Annotated in this window: 12 protein-coding genes; 8 read left to right on the top strand and 4 right to left on the bottom strand. The window is 53.4% G+C overall.

The window, feature by feature from the left end; all coding sequences use genetic code 11:
- Positions 1–79: 79 nt before the first annotated feature.
- From SH528x_RS01085 to SH528x_RS01050, 8 genes are all read left to right on the top strand, one after another.
- Positions 80–2,383 (top strand): family 78 glycoside hydrolase catalytic domain, encoded by a 2,304-nt coding sequence (locus tag SH528x_RS01085; RefSeq protein ID WP_442512250.1) that lies wholly within the window; start codon positions 80–82, stop codon positions 2,381–2,383.
- Positions 2,384–2,508: 125 nt separating this feature from the next.
- Entirely contained in the window at positions 2,509–6,366 is a 3,858-nt protein-coding gene (locus SH528x_RS01080; RefSeq protein WP_442508688.1) for a family 16 glycoside hydrolase, read from the top strand.
- A 265-nt stretch (positions 6,367–6,631) separates the two neighbouring features.
- Positions 6,632–7,507: a hypothetical protein gene (locus SH528x_RS01075; RefSeq protein ID WP_442508687.1), complete on the top strand. Its 876-nt coding sequence runs from the start codon at positions 6,632–6,634 to the stop codon at positions 7,505–7,507.
- Positions 7,508–8,015: 508 nt separating this feature from the next.
- Positions 8,016–9,392, top strand: a complete 1,377-nt coding sequence (locus SH528x_RS01070) for a sulfatase-like hydrolase/transferase (protein WP_442512249.1) — start codon at positions 8,016–8,018, stop codon at positions 9,390–9,392.
- Positions 9,393–9,510: 118 nt separating this feature from the next.
- Complete coding sequence (locus SH528x_RS01065; protein WP_442508686.1) at positions 9,511–10,989, top strand: sulfatase; 1,479 nt, start codon at positions 9,511–9,513, stop codon at positions 10,987–10,989.
- Between the two features lie 8 nt (positions 10,990–10,997).
- Positions 10,998–13,925 (top strand): family 78 glycoside hydrolase catalytic domain, encoded by a 2,928-nt coding sequence (locus SH528x_RS01060; protein WP_442508685.1) that lies wholly within the window; start codon positions 10,998–11,000, stop codon positions 13,923–13,925.
- 256 nt (positions 13,926–14,181) lie between these two features.
- Positions 14,182–16,035 (top strand): endo-1,4-beta-xylanase, encoded by a 1,854-nt coding sequence (locus tag SH528x_RS01055; protein ID WP_442508684.1) that lies wholly within the window; start codon positions 14,182–14,184, stop codon positions 16,033–16,035.
- A gap of 194 nt (positions 16,036–16,229) precedes the next feature.
- A complete protein-coding gene (locus tag SH528x_RS01050; protein ID WP_442512248.1) occupies positions 16,230–17,513 on the top strand; it encodes a sulfatase family protein in 1,284 nt (427 codons plus the stop codon).
- A 19-nt stretch (positions 17,514–17,532) separates the two neighbouring features.
- Here SH528x_RS01050 and SH528x_RS01045 read toward each other — a convergent pair whose 3' ends face one another.
- The 4 genes from SH528x_RS01045 to SH528x_RS01030 all read right to left on the bottom strand — a co-directional run bounded on the left by SH528x_RS01045 (position 17,533) and on the right by SH528x_RS01030 (position 23,368).
- Positions 17,533–18,996 (bottom strand): DUF1501 domain-containing protein, encoded by a 1,464-nt coding sequence (locus SH528x_RS01045; RefSeq protein ID WP_442508683.1) that lies wholly within the window; start codon positions 18,994–18,996, stop codon positions 17,533–17,535.
- Positions 18,997–18,999: 3 nt separating this feature from the next.
- Entirely contained in the window at positions 19,000–21,573 is a 2,574-nt protein-coding gene (locus SH528x_RS01040) for a DUF1553 domain-containing protein (protein ID WP_442508682.1), read from the bottom strand.
- A gap of 344 nt (positions 21,574–21,917) precedes the next feature.
- On the bottom strand, positions 21,918–22,094 hold the full coding sequence (locus SH528x_RS01035; protein WP_442508681.1) for a hypothetical protein: 177 nt from the start codon (positions 22,092–22,094) through the stop codon (positions 21,918–21,920).
- 83 nt (positions 22,095–22,177) lie between these two features.
- Positions 22,178–23,368, bottom strand: coding sequence for a DUF1559 family PulG-like putative transporter (locus tag SH528x_RS01030; protein ID WP_442508680.1), 1,191 nt, complete (start codon positions 23,366–23,368; stop codon positions 22,178–22,180).
- Positions 23,369–23,596 lie beyond the last annotated feature (228 nt).

The following is a 23,596-nucleotide window of genomic DNA, read 5'->3' as shown; positions in this document are numbered from 1 at the left end:
CGGCCATCAATTACGATGGTGATGCCGGTTTTGACGCGATGCTTAGCGCGGGTACACGCCGCTTTTCAACGGCAAGGACCTGACCGGATGGCGGAACCCATATCCGCACGGTGAAGCCAAAGTCGTCGACGGTGAAATTCATCTGCTGGCCGATGAGAAATTCTTCCTGGTCACCGAAAAGAAGTACTCCGACTTTCGTGTCAGCGTTGATATTCACTTGCCCGAAGGCGATGCCAATTCGGGAGTCATGTTCCGATGTCACGTCGACAATGGCGAGAAGAAGATCGTCTACGGCTATCAAGCCGAATGTGATGGTTCGGATCGGCGGTGGTCCGGTGGTTTTTATGACGAGTCGCGACGGGGCTGGATCTGGCCGAGTACCAAGGGACGTTCGCAAGATCAATTCCTTGAGCATGAAGAGGAATCAAAAGCGGCTTTTGCAGATCCAACAATCGCAGGTGCACTGAATCGCAACGGCTGGAACCGGTTTGTGATCACGTGCATTGAAGATCGCATCACGATCGAGCTCAACGGAGTTCCCACGGTAACGTTCCGCGATGCAACCGATGCGACGGGGTACATCGGTATCCAGCACCACGGCGAGGACGGACAAACCTACCGTTTCCGAAATTTGTTCATCAAAGAGTTGCCGGAGTTCCCCGCGGAAGACTCGGTTTCGCTGACCGACCAAGCTCCTGTATCGGTCAAGAAAATTAGCGACGAGATTACCCTCGTGGATTTCGGCAAAGTCGCCTTCGGAAACATCGCGATGCGAGTTCCTCAAGGGGGGCGAGGCGAGGGCAGGGTTCACTTCGGCGAGAAGTTGAAGGATGGCAGGATCGATCGCGAGCCACCAGGAACGGTTCGCTATGGAGTGAGCCAATTTCGCAACGGTAGTGGCGAGATCGGAACTTGGATCGTGCCAACCCCCTCGGAAGTAAGAAACACCGAACAGGCGGGGGCGACACGCGCTCATCCGCCTGCGGTTTTGACGCCAAAGGCATGGTTGCCGGTCATGCCATTTCGCTGGGTCGAAATCGAAAATTGGCCGGGCGAATTTAAGCCGGAATACATTGTCCGGCGGGCCGCATTCGCTTCTGACTGGAATGACGACGCCAGTTCGTTTGAGTGTTCCGACGAAACAATCAATAAAATTTGGGAACTGTGCAAATACAGCATCAAAGCTACGACGTTTGCCGGTGTCTATGTGGATGGTGATCGCGAGCGGATTCCGTACGAAGCCGACGCGTATCTGAATCAATTGAGTCACTACACCACCGATGACGATGTTGCGATGGCGGCAAGAACATTTGATTGGTTGATTGAAAACGGCACTTGGCCGAGCGAGTGGGCACCGCACATGGTGTTCATGGCTCATGCCGAGTGGATATATTCGGGCGACAATGATTGGTTAAAACATCGCTACGAATCGCTGAAGGCAAAAACGTTGATGCATCGCAGCGGCGAAGACGGCTTGGTTCGCAGTGCCGAGATCGATCGCACAAGGCATGACATCGTTGATTGGCCGCAAAAAGAACGCGATGGTTATGTGTTCACTGAAATCAATACCGTCGTCAATGCATTTCATATCGAGGCAATGCAGATGATGGCCGAGATGGCTCGTGCAATCGGGAAGAACGAGGACGCCAAAGCTTTTGAAGATCGAGGCAAGCTAGCACGAGCGTCGTTCCAGAAAACGCTGTTTGACGAGACTGCGGGAATTTATCGCGATGGTGTCGGCACTGATCACAGCAGTATCCACGCGAATTTCTTTCCGTTGGCGTTTGGGCTAGTGCCCGAGGAAAAGCTCGCAGGCGTCATCGCGTGGCTTGAAAAACAAGACATGCAGTGCAGCCCCTACGCGGCTCAGTATTTCATGGACGGGCTGTTCAGCAACGGCAGCGATAAAAAGGCAATTGACCTGATGGTTGCCGACGGAGATCGCAGTTGGAAGCACATGGTCAATAGCGGAACCACGATCAGCTGGGAAGCCTGGGACATGAAATACAAACCCAACCAGGATTGGAACCACGCCTGGGGCGCCGCTCCGGCGAACCTATTGCCACGCTTCGTGCTCGGCGCTCAGCCCACTGCCGCTGGCTGGACGACCGCAATCATCCGGCCGTGCCCAGGTGATTTGAAGTTCGCACGCGGCCAAGTTCCAACATCGCGCGGACCGATTTTGATCGACTGGAAAAACGAATCCACGTTCACGCTTTCGCTCGTGCTTCCCGATGTCATGACCGCGAAAGTAGAGCTGCCGGCATCCGACACAGCGACTGGGGTGTTCGTTGATGGAAAGTCTGTCGCTGCAACCAAGACTGGAAACCGCTGGGTCGTAAACGATGAGGTCAGCGGTTCCGTAACCATCGAAGCCAAGTAATGATTGGGACGCGATCGTGTCGTAACCCCCTGAACCCTTCTCCCCCGCAACGCCGGGAGAGAAGGAGCCAGCGTATTGAGAGCACCTAGTCACCCTACATAACCACCACCATGACGAAGAGAAGCATGAGCACTGCCAACGCAATAAAACGATTCCTATTCTGCCTGTTTCTGAGCGTGTCGGCGATTGCATCCGCTGATGATCAACCTCAATATCAAAACCTCTTCAATGGCGAAGACCTTTCAGGCTGGGCCGGCAAGGATGGTTTCTGGTCCGTCAAAGATGGCGTCATCCTTGGCCAAACCAGCAAGGAGAATCCGACTCAAGGAAATACGTTTCTGGTGTGGCAAGGCGGCGAGGTCGGAGACTTTGTCTTTAAGACAAAGGTCCGGTTTGAAGGCAATAACACCGGCGTGCAGTACCGCAGCGAGCTCATCGATCCAGACAACTACGTCGTCAAAGGCTATCAGGCGGATCTTCACAAGTCACCGGAGTTTTTCGGCATGCTGTATGCCGAAAAATGGCGTGGTATCGTCGCCAAACGATTCGAGCGAGTCGAGGTAGGGGCGGACGGTATGTCGAAAATCGTTGGCGAAGTCGGTGACAGAACTCAACGTCTCGTTGATTCGGAGTGGAATGAGTTGACGATCGTCGCGGTAGGAAATCGCCAGATTCATCAAGTCAACGGCATCACTACGATGGACCTGACCGACAATCATCCGGATGCCATGCGAAAAGGCATCCTTGCGTTGCAGCTGCATGCGGGACCAGCGATGATGGTCGAGTTCAAAGATATTCGACTTCGCCACCTTGCCGGCGAGGAAGCAGTAGCAACCATCGATGCGGCGATTGGAAATAAGACGAAAGCATCTCCGCGAGATAATGCGAACAGCGGCAAAGTGAATCCCAAAAACGCGAGCAGCAACAAAACGAGCAACGAAAAAGGGAATGCAGCCACGGCCTGGGTTTCCGAAGCTCCGCTGCCAAAATGGATTTGGCGCAAAGATCAACCGAAGGCGAATGATCCTCTCTATTTGCGACACAAGTTTCAGATCAGCGGGGCGGTCAAATCAGCTCGGTTGTACTACACCTGCGACAATGGAGCCTCGGTTTGGATCAACGGAAAAGCCGCTGGCGTGAGCACCGACTGGAAGTATCCGGTGATGATGCTCGACGCCCAAACGTTGCTGCAAACGGGTGCGAACCAGATCGCAGTCAAGGCGGCCAACCGGGGCGGCACCGCTGCCTTTGTCTTCAAACTTGAAATTGAAACCACCAACGGCGAGAAGCAGCAAATCGTATCCAATCCAAGTTGGAAGCTGACTGACACCGCAGCGGATGATTGGAAGCTTGCAAACTATGATGATTCCGCTTGGAATCTAGCAACGAGCGACATGGGCGATTTTGGCCGTGACCCTTGGAAGAAACCCGGAATCACATCCCCCGACCCCGGCCGTGGAAAAGGCAAGGTTGATTCATTCGAGAGTGACATGATCACCGTCGCCGATGGATTTAAGGTTGAGCTTGTCTACGAAGTCCCAAAGGGCGAACAAGGCAGCTGGGTTTCTCTGACCACGGACGACCAGGGAAGGTTTTATGCAAGCGATCAAGGTGAGGCAGGACTTTATCGGTTCAGCGTGAAAGAAAAAACAGCGACCGAAGGATCTGAACAGCTAGACGTCAATGTTGAAAAAATGCCGGTGAAAGTCTCCGGAGCCCAGGGGATGGTGTGGCATGATGGCGCGCTGTACTTCAATCGTAATAGCACCCCACTGTACAAGTTGACTGATTCAACGGGCGACGGATTGCTCGATCACGCCGACAAACTTTCAGAGTCGGCAGGAGGTGGTGAGCACGGGAACCATGCCGTGATCTTGGCCGAGGATGGGACGCATCTCTATGTGGATTCTGGTAACCACACCAATCTTCCGGATCCATCCAACGTCTCTGGTTCGCGGGTTCCGACGTGGGACGAGGACCAGCTTTTGCCGCGCGAATGGGATGCAAACGGTCATGCTCGCGGCCGACTTGCGCCGGGTGGTTGGATTTCAAAATTCGATCCCGAGACGAAACAACATGAAATCGTTTCGATTGGTTATCGTAACCAATACGACATCACGCTGAACCGTGCAGGTGACCTTTTTACTTACGATGCGGATATGGAGTGGGACCTCGGATCACCCTGGTATCGCCCGACCCGGATCAATCACGCGATCAGCGGCAGCGACTACGGCTGGCGAAGTGGTACCGGCAAATGGCCTGAGTATTACGAGGACAGTTTGCCCGCTGTTTTGAACATCGGTCCGGGTAGTCCGACGGGCGTCGTTAGCGGCCAGGGGGCAAAGTTTCCTGCGAAATATCAAGATGCGATCTTCGCACTCGATTGGACCTTTGGCACGATTTACGCGATCCATCTCACGCCCGACGGAGCGGGTTGGCGAGGTCATCAAGAAGCGATTTGTCATGGTTCGCCGCTGCCAGTCACCGATGCGATCATCGGTCACGACGGGGCTTTGTATTTTACTACGGGTGGGCGTGGCACCGATTCCGCGGTCTTCCGAATCACTTACATCGGCGATGAATCGACGGAACCGGTTTCCGGTGAACTGCCTGGTGAGGAAGCGAGAAAGCTGCGACGTCGGTTGGAAGCGTTTCATGGACGCGAGAATTCGGACGCAGTCGATACTGCTTGGCCTCATCTATCAAGTAACGATCGTTGGTTGCGGCACGCGGCACGAATCGCAATTGAATCGCAGCCAGTGGACGGGTGGGCCGACAAAATGTTTTCAGAAACCGATGTCCAGGCTCGCATCACCGCTGCCGTAGCCCTTGCACGCGTTGGGAAAGCATCTCATCGCGATGCCCAGATTGCGGCGCTGCTGAACCTAAATCCGAGCGAGTTAACCGACTCCCAGATACTCGGACTGCTTCGCGGCTACGCCCTCACGTTCATCCGGCTGGGTAAACCAACGACTGAGCAACGCCAGCAGGTGATCGCGGAACTTGATGCTCATTTTCCTCACGCAAACAAGGACGTGAACACCGAATTGGTACGCGTGCTGGTTTATCTCAATGCACCCAGCGTGATCGAAAAGACAATGACACTGCTTGCCAATGCGGACGCCACGCCCCCAGCTTGGGCTGCCAGCATTGATTTCACCAGTAACCCGCGTTACGGATCCCGCATCCAACAGATGCTGGCCAATCAACCGCCATCCCATGAGATCAACTACGCCTTCATGTTGCGCAACCTGCGAGATGGCTGGACAATGGACCAGCTTCGCACCTATATCGAATTCATTAACAAGGCGGCAAAGTTTAGCGGCGGAAATAGTTATGGGAAGTTTCTAGCGAACTTGCGAGACGAAGTGCTCGGCTACCTCAGCAACGCCGAGCGTGCCCAGTTGGCAGACATCAGTGGAGAAAACTTTAACCCGGTCCCCGATTTCGAGATCACGCCGCCCCAAGGGCCAGGAATGAAATGGACTCAAACGGAGGCGAGTAAGCACACTCGTTCGAATGCCCTTCACGGTGCGAGTTTTGAGAACGGCCGAAATCTCTTCCATGCGGTTCAGTGTGCTAGTTGCCATCGCTTCGATGGTCTCGGCGGAGACATTGGCCCCGATCTAACGACGGTAAAAAACAAATTCGATGCTGACTACCTGCTCGAATCTATCATCGAGCCAAGCAAGGTGATCAGCGATCAATACAGTTCCAAAGTCGTACTGCTAGCCGACGGCAGGGTGCTGACGGGATTGATGATTGAGAAAGATGACAAGGTCGAAATCTACCCGCTTGCTACGGCCGGTGACGAACTGAAACCGGTGATTGTCGATGCCGAAGAGATCGAGTTGGTCAAAGATTCCCCTGTTTCGCAGATGCCGCAGACCATGTTGGATGCGCTTAGCGGCAATGAAGTCCGCGATTTGATCGCCTACCTACTCTCCGGTGGAGACGCGAAGGCAAAGGTTTATGGAAAGTAAGCGAAGCAGAGCATGCCGTTTATTTTGATCCAAAATCTAAACTGTCATAGCGTGCCTGATCCATGCATCGATTGGGAAATGAATTTGGGGGTCTAGTTGTGGATGCTTACGCTGCGTTTAAAGAACGAGTGCCAGTTGGAGTCAATGTGTCTGATTATCTTTCGCAATTAAATCATCCGAGTCGCAAAGGACATGAGATCGTTGCGAAGCTGATCCTTCGGTTGTTCAAGCAAACCCTGGCAATGTAATGAAGATGCATCGAAACATGATAATTACTCCAACTAGATGGGCGACCGGTATTGTTCTATTTGGCGTGCTGGCGGTATTGGTTTCCGCCCCAGTCCGGGCAAGCGAGGCCGAACTCATCTTGAAGCCGCCTGCGGGTCGAATCGCCATTATCGCGGACGGGAATTCACCCGATCCCGATGACATTGGCGCGACTGCGGTGATTTTCGGTTTGCTCAAGGCGTCAGGGCTTAACGATCGGGTCGTGCATCTGTCTCACTCCTGTGATCTGAAGCCAACCGCTCGCATCGCCGCTGAAGATGAACTGAGGCGGCAAAAGGTTCTACATCAGATCTGCAAAGACGGTGTGGATCAGTTTGGTCCGTTTGCGAAGCTTGCTGGATATTTCAATTGCCGCACCGATCAGCAAGCGGCCGTGGATGATTTGCGAGAGGCGATCAATGAATCCTCCGCGGACGACCCACTGTGGATCATCGAAGCCGGAGAACCGGACATCATTGGTTTTGCACTCAAGGCATCCGATGCGCGGCGTCGCAAACATGTTCATGTCGTTTCGCATCATCCCGCCAACGACAACAGCGGCGACTTCTTCTCATGGCAACAAATCCTTGATTTCGGTGTGACCGAACATCAAATTGGAGATCAAAACGTTGGACTAAAAACTGCAATCAGTCCCTGGGATTGGGCGAAGGAACATCCCAACAGAAGCCTGCAGTGGATCTGGCGACAACTCGCCTACGCGGAACAGGACGGCGTCGTCAAGTTCCAAACGAACCACTTCGATTGCTCGGACGCCGGGATGGTGTACTGGTGGATCACGGGTGCAGACCAAGGCGGGAACAATCACGCCACACCTGTCGAAGTTAAGGCGATGCTCCTCAAGTCTGCTCACTGATTTTGCATCCGCGACTTGTGCCCCAATTGAAAGTCTAGCTAAATGAGCACGATTGTCTTTCGGTAAAAGTCAGAGACCAGATCAAGAGGACGATTCCAGCTCGTATTCAGTTCGTCGAAAAATTGCTTCCGAAGGACAAACCCATTTTTCTCGACGCTTCAACTCTGCAATAAGGTGTACTTCAGCAGTCCCTGCAAAGACAACAGCCTCCAACTTCCGTCTGTTCTGTTTGGTCCGTACACGCTGACATTCGCGGACGGACCAGCGACACGGTTCGGCTGTAACGACAACGGATGTACACACGAACGAACGTCATCCGAACGAACGCAACAACGCCTGTCGACGACATCCCTTCTGCCCTTCACGTGATTGATTATCGACTTCCATGAATGCAAAACCAAACAATCCGTTGCCCCATCAAGCACAGACAACACTCAATTATGGGCGACACATTCGGTTCGTCATCCGGACGTTGCAGATGACTCTTGTCGTGGTCTGCATTCTGGCGATGGGAGCAACGACTACCGATGCTGCAGACGCGGCATCACCGGAACGTCCCAATATTCTGTTCGTGATGGCTGACGATCTCGGGTTCAACCAAATCGGTGCGTATGGAGACACTCCGATTAAAACCCCCAACCTGGATGGACTTGCCGCGAAGGGTGTCCGTTTCACGCAGGCGTACTCCGGCAGCACGGTTTGTTCGCCGTCGCGTGTCTCGTTGTTGACGGGACGGGACGGACGGTTAATGCACAACAATTCCAACAAGGTTCAACTGCGAGACATCGACGTCACCCTTGCACATGTATTGAAGCACGCCGGGTACGACACTGCGTTATTCGGAAAGTACTCCATTGGGTCACAGATGGGCGTGACTGATCCTTTGGCGATGGGATTCGATACGTGGTTCGGCATGTATTCCATACTGGAAGGCCACCGCCAGTACCCGCACTTGCTATGGCGAGATGGTAAGAAGGTCCGCATCGCAGAAAACGAAGCCGGTAAGAAGGGGGCGTACGCTCAGAAGTTATTCGCCGACGAAGCAATCGACTACATCTCACAGGATCGCGAAAACCCGTTCTTCGTGATGTTGATGTTCTCGTCGCCACACGCCGAATTGGCCGCACCGCAAGAATTCATCGCCCCCTATCGAAACCAATTCGACGAAACACCCTATACCGGCATGACCGCGGCCGAACCGGCGGATCAGTATGCGTGGTACTATCCCGAAGCGGTTGCGCAACCGCGCGCGACACTCGCCGGAATGGTATCCGCGCTGGACGCCTATGTTGGCCGTATTGTCGATGTGCTCGAGCAACAAGGCATCGCCGACAACACGCTGATTGTCTTTACCTCGGACAACGGGCCTCATGATGAAGGTGGCGGCGACCCACATTTCTTTCGCGCCGCCGCACCCTACAAGGGTATCAAACGTGACCTTTTCGACGGCGGTATCCACGTCCCAATGATTGTTCATTGGCCAGCAAAAATCAAAACAGGGCGAGTCGACCCCACACCGTGGGCGTTCGCAGATGTGTTACCCACGTTTGCGGATCTCGCCGGAGTGCCACTCGTAAGCGTACCGCGTGTCAAAACGAACGGAACATCGATCGCATCGCGACTGAATGACACACCGAAGCCGATTCCTGAGCGAACCTTGTATTGGGAATTCGGAAAGCAAGTCGGAGATCCAAACTCCGGGATCGTGGGCGAAGTCTTTCAAGCCGCCCGGCGAGGAAACTGGAAAGCGGTTCGCTACGGATTGGATCAACCTACCCAACTATTCGATCTCCAGTCCGATCCTGGCGAAACGACCGAGCTTTCGAAACAAAATCCTGAGATTCATCGAGAGTTCGTTTCTTTGTTTAAAGAGCACCAAGATTGATAGGTGTGTTGGCTCCTCATGCTTCGTGCCGAAATCAACGCCATTCTCATTTCTTGATCCAGCCAAAGTCACTTATTTATCACACCAGCCATTCAAATTGAAAGAAACAACCACGACGATGCCCCGATTCCTAACAATATTGATCGGCGTAGCAATTTTTACCAATGCGAACTTCACTCGGGCCGAGGGTGTCAAAACGGAACAAAATGCTAAGAATGTTCTGATTTTCTTCATGGATGATTTGCGGCCAGAACTTGGTTGCTACGGCGTCGAGTCGATTCAAAGTCCTTCGATCGATGCGCTGGCATCCGAAGGGGTGTTGTTCGAACGGGCCTATTGCCAGCAGGCGCTTTGCGCACCTTCACGCATCAGCATGATGAGCGGACAGTACCCGGATCACACCGGAATCGTTGATCTGTTCACGCCGCTACGCAAGGTGAACAAGACCGCGATGACGATGCCGCTGTACTTCCAGCAGCGTGGATACGTGACCGCGTCATTTGGCAAGGTGTACCACCATCTGCGTGATGACAAAACGTCTTGGTCGGAAATCCCGGAACCGCCCAGTGAAAAGTATGCCGATCCCGAGACGTTGGCGGTGATCGCGAGGCGTGTGAAAGATGCCAAAGCGGAGAAGTTAGATGTCGATCAAACTCGTCTTGCGGCCAACGGGCCACCATCGGAATGTTTTGTCACCGAGGACGAAGGCTATCGCGATGGCATCGTTGCTAATCAGGCGATCGCTTCATTGCGAAATAACAAAGACAAGCCGTTTTTTATGTGCGTCGGTTTCGCTAAGCCGCACCTACCATTCGCGGCCCCCAAACGCTACTGGGATCTGTATGAGCGAGAGCAGTTCATGGTGCCAAGTCGTCAGCGACCCGAAGGGGCGCCGGATCTCGCGTTCACGATCTGGGGCGAATTACGCGGTTATCACGGAATTCCGCAGGAAGGTGAACTGTCGGACGAAATGACACGCGAGCTGATGCACGGTTATGCCGCCTCGGTCAGCTTTGCGGACGCACAAGTTGGCAAAGTGATGGCGGAACTTGATCGGCTCGGGCTTCGTGATGACACGATCGTCGTTCTGTGGGGTGACCACGGCTACAAACTTGGCGACTACGGACTGTGGTGCAAACACACGAATTACGAGTTGGACGCGCACGTGCCGCTGATCATTTCTGCTCCGGGGCACGCACGTGGTCAATACACCAAAGCCTTGGTGGAAATTGTCGATCTCTTCCCCACGGTGGCATCGATGACTGGTGGCGAAGTCCCCAAGTCTTGCGACGGTAAAAGCCTGCAGCCGCTCTTGCAAAACCCGAATCAGGGTTTCAAACCGTTCGCTCTGACCCAGTACCCGCGTGGATCAACGATGGGTTACAGCCTACGAAACGATCGCTATCGATACACCGAATGGATCCAGGCTGGCACAAAACGCGTGGTTGCGAGGGAACTCTACGACCATCAGGACACGAGTAAGCCGGACCGAAATCTAGCAGCGTCGCCTGAGCAGAGTGAGCGCATCGCACGCCTCGCAGAACAGCTCGATGCGGCGCGCCGCACTGAAACAACCAACGTCAAAATGAAGAAGTAGAACATCCTATGCAAAGCTGTCATCTGTTAAAACTTTCGTTCCTGGTGTGCTCGTCATTGCTTGGTTGCACCACAGGTTTCGCGAGCAAACCGCAACCACATTCGCTAAGCGTCGGCGAGAATTTTGTCGATCCTATCGGCTACTACGATCCGTCGCCGGTGTTCTCTTGGAAGCTCCCTGATGGCGCGGATGTCAAATCGCAATCGGCGTACCAGATCGTCGTGCACCTGCGATCCCAATCGGGTGAAAACGGGGATCCGATTTGGAATTCGGGAAAAGTGGAATCGGATCAATCCGTGTGGGTGCCGTACGAAGGTCCCGAACTGAAGTCGCGCCAACGAGTTGCTTGGCGTGTAAAATTTTGGGACGACCAGCGAAACGAGTCAGCTTGGAGTGAAGAAGCGTTCATCGAAATGGGACTACTCGGCCATGACGATTGGCACGCGACCTGGATTGAGTTTGATCGTGGAAAACCAAAATCCGACGACGTCAAAATCATCAAGGCGGAATTTGGCAATCGCATCGCGGGTGGTTCAAAAGTCAAAGAGGTGACCGAGAATCTTCGCAGGGCGATTCAGCGAGGATCAACGCCGATTCGTGTTGTCCCGCCACGGATGGGCGGTGATCCGGCACCGGGTGAGGCAAAGACGCTTTGGGTGGATTACCAAGTCAACGGCCTACGAAAACAGGTCGAAGTATCCGAGGACGAAAGCTTCGATCCCTTTCCCCAAATTACGGCCCATCCGGGATACTATCTGCGCCGAGATTTTCAAACCAAGGGCGACATCGTTAGGGCGCGATTGCACGCAACAGCTCTCGGTGTTTACGAGATTCACATCAATGGCCATCGAGTCGGCACCGATGCGCTGGCCCCCGGTTACACATCGTATTCTAAGCGTGTTGAGTCTTTGACGTATGACGTGACCAGTTTGGTTCAGCATGGCGACAACGCGATCGGCGCGTTGTTGGGCGAAGGATGGTACGCGGGCAATCTGTTGCTGCGAAAACGCACCGAGTTGACGGAGTTGACTCCGAAGCTGCTCACTCAGTTGGAAATCACCTACGCCGATGGCCAAACCGAAACGATCGCGACCGACGGCAAATGGCGAGCGACTGACAACGGGCCCATTCGTGCGGGTGGCTTTTATCATGGTGAAGACTACGACGCCACGCGTGAATTGGGCGATTGGAACAAACCGGGTTACGACGATTCACAATGGGACGCGTGCAAGGTAAGCGAACTTGCTGATTCGCCTCAAATCGTCCCCAAGCGACTGCCGCCTGTCCGCGTGATGCAGCAGCGCTCCGCTGTCGCACTCACCGAGCCCGAACCGGGGCGATACGTATTTGATTTCGGACAAAATTTGGTTGGGGTGCCTGCGATCACGATTACGGTCGACAATGGTGAGAAGGTACTGGTTCGATTCGCTGAGATGTTGCAACAGGACGGCACCCTTTACACAACCAACTATCGAACCGCACGATCTCAGGCGACGTACATTGCCGGCGATCCCAGTACGGTAACCTACCAACCATCGCTCTCGTTTTTTGGTTTTCGTTACGTGGAAATCAGCGGAATTTCAGCGGGTGACACGCTGAGCAAAGATTCGGTGATTGCCAAAGTACTGCACACCGATTTCGCCTCGACCGGACAATTCACCTCTTCGCATGACAAGCTGAACCAACTGCAAAGCAACATCCGCTGGGGACAACGTGGCAACTTTGTCGACATCCCGACTGATTGCCCCCAACGCGATGAGCGACTCGGGTGGACCGGCGACGCGCAAGTTTTTCTGCCAACCTCATTTTTCAATTTTGACGTCTATTCGTTTTGGGCTCGGTGGCTGCAGAGCGTGCGCGACGAACAAACCAGCGAAGGTGAGATTCCTCACACGGTGCCATCGACGCCGTTTGGCTACTCAAGTCCCGGTTGGGCCGATGTGATCGTGACGGCACCTTGGCAGATTTACGTACGCACGGGCGACGCACGTATTCTGCGTGACAACTACGATGCGATGAAAAAGTGGATTGCCGTGTACGAGCGTCGTTCAAAGGATTTCATTCCCGATATGAATGGATGGGGCGATTGGTTGCAGCCATACACAAATTCAGATCGCAAGGGAGATACGGCTCAGGATTTGATCGCAACGGCTTACTTCGGACGCGATGCCCGCATCCTTCATTGGGCCGCTACCGCACTTGGCAACGATGCCGATGCCAAGCGATACGGCCAACTTCATGCCGACATCCGCAGTGCTTTTACCCAACGCTTTTTTCTTTCAGAAAAACCAAACCCTGGCGCGAACACTCAGACCGCTTGCTTAATGGGCCTCGGATACGACTTGATCGAACCCGACCAGCGACAACGAGTGGAAGCGATTTTATTGAAAAAGTACGAGGAAGCGGATCGCCATCTACGAACCGGCTTTCTAGGGACGCCGTTGATCGCTCCGGTCTTTGATGAACTAGGACATTCCGACATCGCTTACGAGTTGTTGTTCAAGGAGAGCTATCCATCGTGGTTCTACTCGATCAACCAAGGGGCCACGACGATGTGGGAACGTTGGAACAGTTACAGCCACGCCGAGGGTTTTGGCGACGCCAGCATGAATTCGTTCAACCATTATGCCTACGGTGCGATCGGCCAGTTCATGTATGAACGCGTTGCGGGTTTGTCGCCGGATCCGAAGCATCCCGGCTACAAACATTTCTTCGTCCGTCCACTGATTGGCGGCCCGCTGACATCAGCACGTGTGGAACTCGAAACCAACTACGGAAAAGCCGTCAGCGGTTGGCGCTTGCACAACGGAAAGCTCGAGATGGAAGTCGTTGTTCCACCCAACACCACGGCGACCGTCGTGTTTCCGAGAGAAAAGGAAAGTCAAATGCTTACGGCAGGCAGTTATCAGTTTACATTGGAAACGGAGGCCGAATGAAAACGGTGTTGCGGGACCGTGGCATTTCGGATTTTGCCAACAACTATTTCAAATCGAACACAAACACCATGTTGAAACACTGCATCCCACACGACATCGCCGGCGACGGACACCGAATAAATCGCCCTCTTAAAAAACACATCCACATCAAATATTCCTGACAAATAATATGTTCAATAGACTCGACGTCCCGCTGCAAAAAATAAAGGTCAAGTCGGCTTTGCAAAAAGCATCCGGGTTACTCGCCCATCGATGCATGCAAATCATTATTGCAGTCGCACTGCTAGGATCGATCACCGGCGATGTAGTCGCAGTTGCACCATCGGTTCTTGATCCTCCCGCGGGTGGTCAAAGCGTGCTCACGTTTTCGCAAGACGAGGAATATACGTTCGCGTCGCGGACGGTCAAAGCCGATGCCAAGTGGATCGAGGCTCAGGATCAGCCATTCGAAGACGTGTTTCGCATCGAATCGGACGCGCGTTTCAGTGATCGGGCCAACATGCAACTCGACATTCCACTAGCCCACCCTATTCGCAAAGGAGACGTCGTACTCCTTTCCTACTGGATCCGGCGTCCCAATGCGAGCGGACAGCCCAACCATGTTTACTTGTCGATTGGAAACTCGTCTGACGGACCTGGATACAAAAACAAATTGTCTGCCTATCGCGATTGGAAACAGCACGTTCGCTCATTCGTGGCGCCGCGGCTTATGAATCCCGGTGTTGATTGCGTTCGGTTTGATCTCGGCGAGGCTGGTACGATCATTGAGATTGCCGATCTTCGTTTGATCGATTACGGTCCCGATCGAGACATCACGACGCTGCCGAAGTCCACGATTTTGTATCAAGGTCGCGATGAGAATGCCGCATGGCGAACGGCGGCTTTAGAACGTATCGATCGAATCCGCAAAGGTGAACTTGCGATCGAAGTGGTCGACGCGGATGGGAATCCTGTTCCCGGCGTACGGGTTCGATCCGCGATGCAAAAGCATGCGTTCGGGTTTGGCAACGCTGTCAACTCCGAAGTGCTGGGCGCCCCCAAAAGTAACTTCCCAATCAATCCAAAGAAACAATTAAATGTTAGTTGGGAAGAAGCTCAGAAGTATCGAGAGGTCGTCAGGAAGTACTTCGACCGCGTCACCTTTGAATCGGAACTGCGGCCCCACGTATGGAAGGGACTCAAAGGCGATAGCGTCGAGGCACGCCGAAAGCATGATATTTTTTTCAACAAGACACTTCCTTGGTTGATCGATAACAAGATCAGCGTGCGAGGTCACTATGTCGCCTGGGCTCCAATGGATTTTAATTCGATCGAAAAGGAATTCGTCGGTGAGCCGAAAGCTCATCGTAAGTGGCTCTGGGCACACATGAATGACGTGCTTCCCGCTACGTCCGAATTCGTAACCGAGTGGGACACGATCAATCACATCATTGGTTGGGGACAACACACCTATGAAAAGGAGTATGGCGGGCCAGAGATCTACGCCGAAATCATGGCGGAAGCCCGGCGATTGGCTCCCCATGCGACCCACGCAATCAATGAAGGGAAAATTCTTCCGGATGGTTACAAACGCGAACCCTACAAGAAAATTATTCGCTTTCTGAATGAACAGGGTGAGCCAGCGGATATTGTCGGCTTCATGGCGCACTTCGATTCCACCACGCTGACTCCGCCCGAGGAAATATTGCAAGTTTATGACGAGTTCGCCGAGATCGCACCGCGTCTGCAACTCAGTGAGTTTGATGTCGATGCAGGGGACGACGAACAATTGCAGGCCGACTATTTTCGTGACGTGATGATTGCGACGTTCAGTCATCCTAACTTTGAAGCAATCGTGCAGTGGGGCTTCTGGGAGAAAATGCACTGGAAGCCTGCTGCGGCGCTGTGGCGTGAAGATTGGACACTCAAGCCGGCGGGCGAGGTGTTTGTCGATCTGGTTGCGAAACAATGGTGGACTGACGAAGTGAGCCAAACCGACAGCGACGGCAAGAGCCAGTTACGTGGTTTCTTGGGTGAATATGAGATCACCGTAGAGAAAGATGGAGTGACCAAGAAAGTCAACGCAACGGTTACCGCAGAGGGTACCGCAGTTCAAGTGCATATTCCCTAGACCCGGACCCTGGTCCACTGCCGACTGCGTCAATTCGAGTTCGAGCTTTCCTTCAATCCCATGTATTTCAAATGACCAAGAAAACCTTTGCCCTGCTCGTGTGCCTGTTCCTCGCCGCATTCCAAATGATCGACATCAACCGGGTTGATGGGGCGAGCGAACAAGTGAACGAGGGCCGCTCCGATGCCGCTGCAATGAATGTCCTTGTTCTCTATGCCGATGACTGGCGGCACGACACGTTGGGAGTCGCTGGCAATCCGGTCGTGAAAACACCGAATCTTGATCAGCTGGCGAGCCAGGGAATGCGATTCACTCACAACTGTGTCACCACCTCGATTTGTGGAGTCAGTCGTGCGTCGCTGTTCACGGGACAGTGGATGTCGCGACATGGAAATCAGTCGTTTAAACCATGGAAGACCGATTGGTCCGAAACGTATCCGGGCTTGCTGCGTGACAACGGATACTACGTTGGGCACGTGGGCAAATGGCACAACGGGAAACTTCCGGCCGAACGTTTTGACTTCAGCCGTTCCTATTATGGGACCCACTGGATCACCAATCCCGACGGTTCAAGGATCCATGTGACCCAAAAGAACGAAAATGACGCGATGGATTTCCTGAAAAGTCGGCCTACCGGCAAACCCTTTTGTCTGACCGTTGCGTTTTTCGCCACGCATGCCGAGGATTCTCATCCTCAGCAGTTCCTGCCACAACCCGAAAGCATGCAGTTGTATGAAGACGTTACGATTCCGGTGCCAGTCAATGCGACCCAAGAATCGTTTGAACGGTTACCGGACTTCGTGGGCAATGAAAAGAATGAGGGACGCAATCGTTGGCATTGGCGTTTCGATACGCCTGAGAAATACCAAACGATGATGAAGAACTACTACCGTTTGGCAACCGAGGTTGATTCGACTTGCGGGCGAATTTTAGCTGAGCTGAAGAAACAGGGATTAGACGACAACACATTGGTCATCTTTACCACCGACAACGGTTACTACCACGCGGAACATGGGTTGGCCGACAAATGGTATCCCCATCAAGAAAGCATCCGGGTTCCATTGATCATTGACGATCCACGAATGCCAGCAAGCCTCAGCGGTCAGACCAACGATGATTTCACACTGAATGTGGATCTTGCACCGACGATCCTAGCCGCTGCTGGAATTGACTCGCCGAAAACGATGCAGGGCCGAGACATGAGTCCGCTGTATCTCGAGGAAAATAAACCTGAGTGGCGCGACGAGTTTTTCTACGAGCATCCGATGCTAAAGAGCACTGATTTCATCCCTGCGTCGGAAGCATTGGTTCGCAAAGATTGGAAGTATTTCTATTGGCCCGAATTCGACCGTGAGCAACTGTTCAATCTGAAAAACGATCCGATCGAAGAGAACGATCTCGCCGCCAACCCTGAGTACACGGCCCAGTTGAGCGACATGAGAGCACGATTTGTCGAGCTCAAGGCCGCCGCCCAGTAACGTTCAATCAAGTAACGTTCTATGCGATGATTTCCTTGACCACGCGACTCGGCTCAACGCCGGTCAACTTTTGGTCGAGTCCTTGGAACGGGAAGGTCAACCGTTTGTGATCCACGCCTAGCAAATGCAACATGGTTGCATGTAGGTCGCGAACGTGGACGCCGTCGGAGACGACGTTGTAGCTGAAGTCATCGGTGATGCCGTGACGCATACCGCCCTTGATGCCACCACCGGCAAGTAAAGCCGTGAAACAGCGTGGGTGGTGATCGCGGCCATAGGTTTCCGGATCCAGCTCGCCTTGGCAGTAAACCGTTCTTCCGAACTCACCCGCAAACACGACAAGGGTATCGTCGAGCAAGCCGCGTTGTTTTAAGTCACGAAGCAACGCCGTCGTCGGCTGATCCACGTCCTTGCATTGTCCGCGTAGGTTAGCCGGCAATTGCTTGTGGTGATCCCAACCTCGGTGGAACAGCTGGATGAAACGCACACCACGCTCAGCCATCCGCCTCGCTAACAAGCAATTCCGTGCGTAGGAACCTGGATTGCTAACCTCCGGCCCATACATCGCCAACGTCTCCTGAGTCTCACCGGGGATGTCGGTCAGTTCTGGCACCGACGTTTGCATTCGAAACGCCATTTCTTGCTGCGCGATGGTGGTTTCAATTTCGGGATCACCGATCTCACCAAAGTGCTTTTGATTAAGTTGCCCCAAAGAATCAAGCATTCGCCGCCGGATTCCCGCGTCGACACCGGTTGGATTGGAAAGAAACAAGACCGGATCGCCGGTCGTTTGAAAACTAGTTCCTTGATGTTTCGATGGCAAGAAGCCGCTGCCCCAAAGTCGTGCATACAGAGCTTGCACATTGACTTTACCACTCCAATAGGCCGACGGCATCACGACGTAGTCGGGAAGGTCTTTGTTGAGTGACCCTAGTCCGTAGCTGAGCCATGCTCCCATGCTGGGCTTGCCGGGGATCTCCGACCCCGTGCAGAACGATGTCTTGCCGGGGTCATGATTGATCGCGTCGGTATTCATCGAATCGATAAAACACAACTCGTCGACTTGGGTGGACAAGTGCGGCAGCAATTCGCTCATCCACAATCCGCTTTCGCCCTTTTGCGAGAATTTGAAAGGGCTGGGCATGATCAATTGTTCTTTGCCCTTGGTCATCGCGGTCACGCGTTGGCCCATGCTGATCGAGGGCGGCAACGGTTTGTTAAATTGCTTTTCGAGTCCCGGCTTGGGGTCGAACAAATCGATCTGACTTGGCGCACCGGCCATGAACAAAAAGATGACCCGTTTCGCCTTGGGTGCGAAATGGCAACCCAATGGCACATTGGCAGACGAACTTGGCGCAGAGGCCGCGGCAAGGCGAGGTTGGTTCAAAAGCGACGCCATCGCAGCGGTGCCCAGTCCCATTCCTGCATTGGTCAGGAACCGACGACGATTGCCCCGCGTTTCGATCTCGTGGAAAGGATTCATCGTTTAGTCCTTGGTTTTGGTGATGTCGAGGTTGTACAGCGTGTTGCAAATGACGGTCCAGGCAGCCAGTTCCGCCTTCGCCTCCGGAGCGTCTATCGCCAAGTCGCGACAAAGATCGTTCGCCAAATCGGGATCGTTCTGATAGAGATCCGTCAAGTCATTCAGTAGGTTTTCGATGATCTCACTTTCTTCCGCATTGGGCAGTTTTGCCGTGACGGTTTCCCAAGCAAACTGCAGTCGCTGCTCGATTGGCTCGGCCAACGTTACCTGCGCCAAGTGACGCGCGGCCAGCAAATACTCGCTTTCATTCAGTAGCAACAACGCTTGCGACGGTGTATTGGTCCGCTCACGCCGAGCGATACAAGCGTCGCGAATGGGAGCGTTCAAGATGGTCATTTGCGGCGGCGGCATCGCTCGTTTCCAGAACGTGTAGATGCTGCGCCGATAGATCGACTCGCCAGAATCGGGTACATACCGCTCATTCGTCATGGAAACGGCCTGCCACAATCCATCGGGCTGGGGTGGTTTCACACTCGGCCCGTGCATCTTGGTGGACAGCAAACCGCTGGTCGTCAAAATTTGGTCGCGGATCATTTCCGCATCTAATCGATACCGGGGACCCCGGGCGAGCAAACGATTTTCGGGGTCAGCCCTGAATTGCTCGGGTGAGCCACTCGATGCTTGCCGGTAGGTTTTCGACATGGCAATCTGTTTTACTAGAGCCTTCACGTCCCATCCCGATTCAATGAACGAGACCGCAAGTTCGTCAAGCAACTCGGGATGACTTGGCACCTCGCCCTGATTGCCAAAATCTTCTGACGTTTTGACCAGACCGACACCGAAGAACGATTGAAAGAAACGATTGACTGCGACGCGAGCGGTAAGCGGGTTCTCGGGGGCCACGAACCACTCAGCCAGGTCCATCCGAGAAGCCACATCCGCAGATTTCTTCAGCGGCGGCAGGAACCCAGGGACGTCCCGTTCGACTTGTTCACCGGGAGCATCATATTGTCCTCGGACGAGAATAAATGTCTCTCGGACGTCGTCGCGTTCCTTCATCACCATTACCTTTTCCACCGATCTCTCGATGGTGTCGCGTTGGCGGTTCAGCTCTTTTAATCTTTTTTCTAATGCTTTTTTCTCTTTGTTTAGCTTCGCCAGACCGCCGTCATCCCGCTTGGCCGGCTTATCAACGTTCGGCTCATCATTGGCTGGCTCATCTTCGGCTGGTTTATCACCGGCTGGTTCATCCACAGCCGCTTTTGCACCTACAACACTTTCCTCATTTTCTGCGTCGGTGGATGCTGTGCTTTTCGTTTGCTTCTCCAATGATTCGATGGATGCGGTCATGACTTGAAGCTGGTCGTTGCATTGCGCAAGTTGGTCGTTCAAGCGTTTTAGTTCAGCCAGCTGTTTATCGGTGGGAAAACGAACAATGGGTTCCTGTAATCCTGCAACAGTTTTTCGCGGGTTAGTCTCAGGCTCGGCGTCAATGTTGTTAAAGAAACTGTACAGCGAGAAAAAGTCTTTTTGGGTGATTGGATCAAACTTGTGGTCATGACATTGGGCGCATTGCACGGTCAGCCCCATAAACGCGGTCCCAACCGAGGTGACACGATCCAGCACGTTTTTTACATGGCTTTCTTCGGGCAGCGCGGTGCCTCGGTCGATGATCAAATGCAGTCGGTGGAATCCAGAAGCAATCCATTGATCCTTTGTGGGTTCTGGGTACAGGTCGCCGGCTAATTGGTAGCGAACAAAATCGTCATAGCGAAGGTTTTCGTTGAACGCTCGGATGACCCAATCGCGATAGGCGACATGGTTGCGATAGAAATCCTTGTGCATTCCGTTAGTGTCGGCAAACCGGACGAGATCTAACCAATAGCGAGCCATGTGTTCGCCATACTGTGGTCGAGAGATCAAATCGTCGATGAGTTTTTCCCAAGCGACCTCGGGGGACCTCGTGTATGCTTCGACAAAGCGACGGACCTCTTCGCGTGTTGGCGGCAACCCGGTTAGATCGAATGCTGCCCGGCGAACCAGGGTTCGTGGATCGGCCTCTGCGGCGGGCGACATTCGATCCGCTTCAAGTTTGCGGAGCACAAAACGATCAATCGCTTGGTCGCTCCAACGCTCGTCTTTGACGACCGGCGTCCCAGGTCTTCGGGGCGGAGAAAATGCCCAATAGTCTTCATAGTCGGCGCCCGACTCGATCCAGGCGCGAATGAGCTGCTGTTCCTTTTTCGAAAACGGCTTCAGGTGCGAGTCCGTAGGCGGCATTCGCATGGATTCGTCATCCGTGGAAATCCGGTTCCATAGTTCGCTATCGTCGATCGAGCCGGGTTCAATCGCGATACCAATTGCTCCTTCGTCGCCGTCTGCTTGATCCAGCCGCAGTCCCGCTTCGCGAGACTCTGGATCGGGACCATGACAGGCAAAGCATCGCGACGACAGCAGCGGACGAATGTCTCGATCAAACGTGACATCCGCGGTTGGCGTCTCGTGAGTGTTCGTATCGGCTGCACTCAATGGCGATAAAGTAACGATAACAACAGCCAGGAAAGTTGTTCGTCGCACTCGGTTTCCTTGTAAATAATGATGTTGGTATTGCTCTGACCCCCTAGTGCCCAAATCTTCGAGTCCGTCCGCTTTTCTCGTTGCCAGGCTCCACAGCGTTTCTTCGAAAGATCGCGAAGCCATGAAATACTTAGATGATAACGTACAGATACACAGCAAGAGCAAGGATACTGCGTTCGCAGAGCACTTGGTGGTTTAAACACTGTCGGTTTGCATATACGAAAGTCGCATTGAATCGATTTTCGCGTTGAACGCGAATCTTCATCGCACCGCTCGTCGCGTATCGACGAAATTCGATGAGCGACGCGTCATCACCAATGTCGAGCAGGGAAGACCTCCGGTGCCTATTCCGCTCCGGCTTTCATCTCGCTTTCCACATCGAGTGTTCCTTCCATCATCTCGTTGGTCAGTTCTTCATCGGTCTTTTGCGTTTGAGGAGTTGGCGTGAGAACACGATTTCGATCGTCTCCACAACCGACAGCTAGAGCAAGTAACAAACCAATGAATAGGAAAAAACGCATTGAAACACCTAGTGAAAAGAATGGAGAAAAATGAAAGCAGGATTACAAGGTAGGAAGCGGAACGGCACGTTATGAGACCGGCCTCACTCGAGTGTTTGGGTTTCCTTACCCATGCGACTGCCGAGCGCACCCCATAAACCGTGGGGACTGCCTCCGGTGTAGAAGCCCGGTTGGAAACCGAGACGCAGCTCGGCACCAGGAGCTCCTGTCGTCCAAAGGCCACCCGTTTCCGAACCGGTATCGATTGAGTCGGTAACGAATTTCACCGCGCCATCGCCCATCAGGATATGGCAACCTCCCTGATGACGGCTACTCGGAGCGTAGTTCCCTTCCCAGCCACCATTGTTACCTTGGCGAAGACAGATTTCAGACATGGGCGGTAAGACCGCCATCACCATCGAAAAAGCAGGGTTGGCATCGGACCAAATTTCGCCACGCGACCGATTGCCTGCGTTTCCGACATAGGTCTTGAAATAACGAGGACGGTCAGGGTTGATATCGACTTTACACGAATGAATATCACCATAAATGTTGCGTCCTGATGTGGGCACCGTGGTCGAAATATCACCATCTCCTAAGTCCGTCGCGATTTCGCCCATGCACATCGTGTTCGATAGTCCGTCGAGAACGTCGCGGAACCTGTACTGCTTGGCGATACCAAACATCCCGCGACCGACGTTACGATAGTGTTCCGCTTGATTGGACGTTTCACGGTTGTTGGCGAGTTGCAACATTCCGAGGTGCGAATGATTTCCTGTATCACCAACACAAAACGCGTAGTTAATGCGTCCCGTATTAATCGCCGCGCCTGGATCGCTGGGACATCGAAGCCCCGGAATCTCGGTGGACCAAGGCGTGTACGTATAAGTCGTGTGTGTGAACGGAAGCGGGCCGAAGGGCGGGAAGCTGGTTCCGTTGAAGATGGATGGGTTGGAAATTTGCTCCCACATCGCTTGCTGTTCCATGAACGGCAATGTGCCAATGATCGCACTTAGACGGCGATTCGACGTACTATTGCTGGTCCACCACTGAGCAGTGCCTTGACCTTGAAGGCCACAGCCATGCAAAGGAAGGGCGTTGTATGCGGAGTGATAGTTGTGAACTGCAAGACCAATCTGCTTAAAATTGTTACTGCAACTCATCCGGCGTGCCGCCTCACGCGCAGCTTGTACCGCCGGCAGCAATAATCCGACGAGCACGCCAATGATGGCGATCACCACAAGTAATTCAACGAGGGTGAAGCCGCGTCGGCCATTTTCGATTCCCGATTTCATCGCAAGCTCTCTACTGATAAGAATAATGAAAGAGTTTTGTGCATGAGTTTGGGGAGAAACTCGAACGCCGTGACACACGGTATTGCACTTGTGTGCAATATTTTACATTTGATTACCGCGATTTTTTTCCGCGATTGCTGCAATTGCTTTCGAGTTTGCGTCGTCCGTTTCGAGTCTTTCACGACCCGTTGGGAGATCACATCGGGGGCCAAGGGCGACCAGTAAAGG

This window comes from Novipirellula methanifontis (assembly GCF_052161655.1).
In the GTDB taxonomy this organism is placed as follows: domain Bacteria; phylum Planctomycetota; class Planctomycetia; order Pirellulales; family Pirellulaceae; genus Novipirellula.
This window is presented reverse-complemented; position numbering and strand designations above follow the sequence as displayed.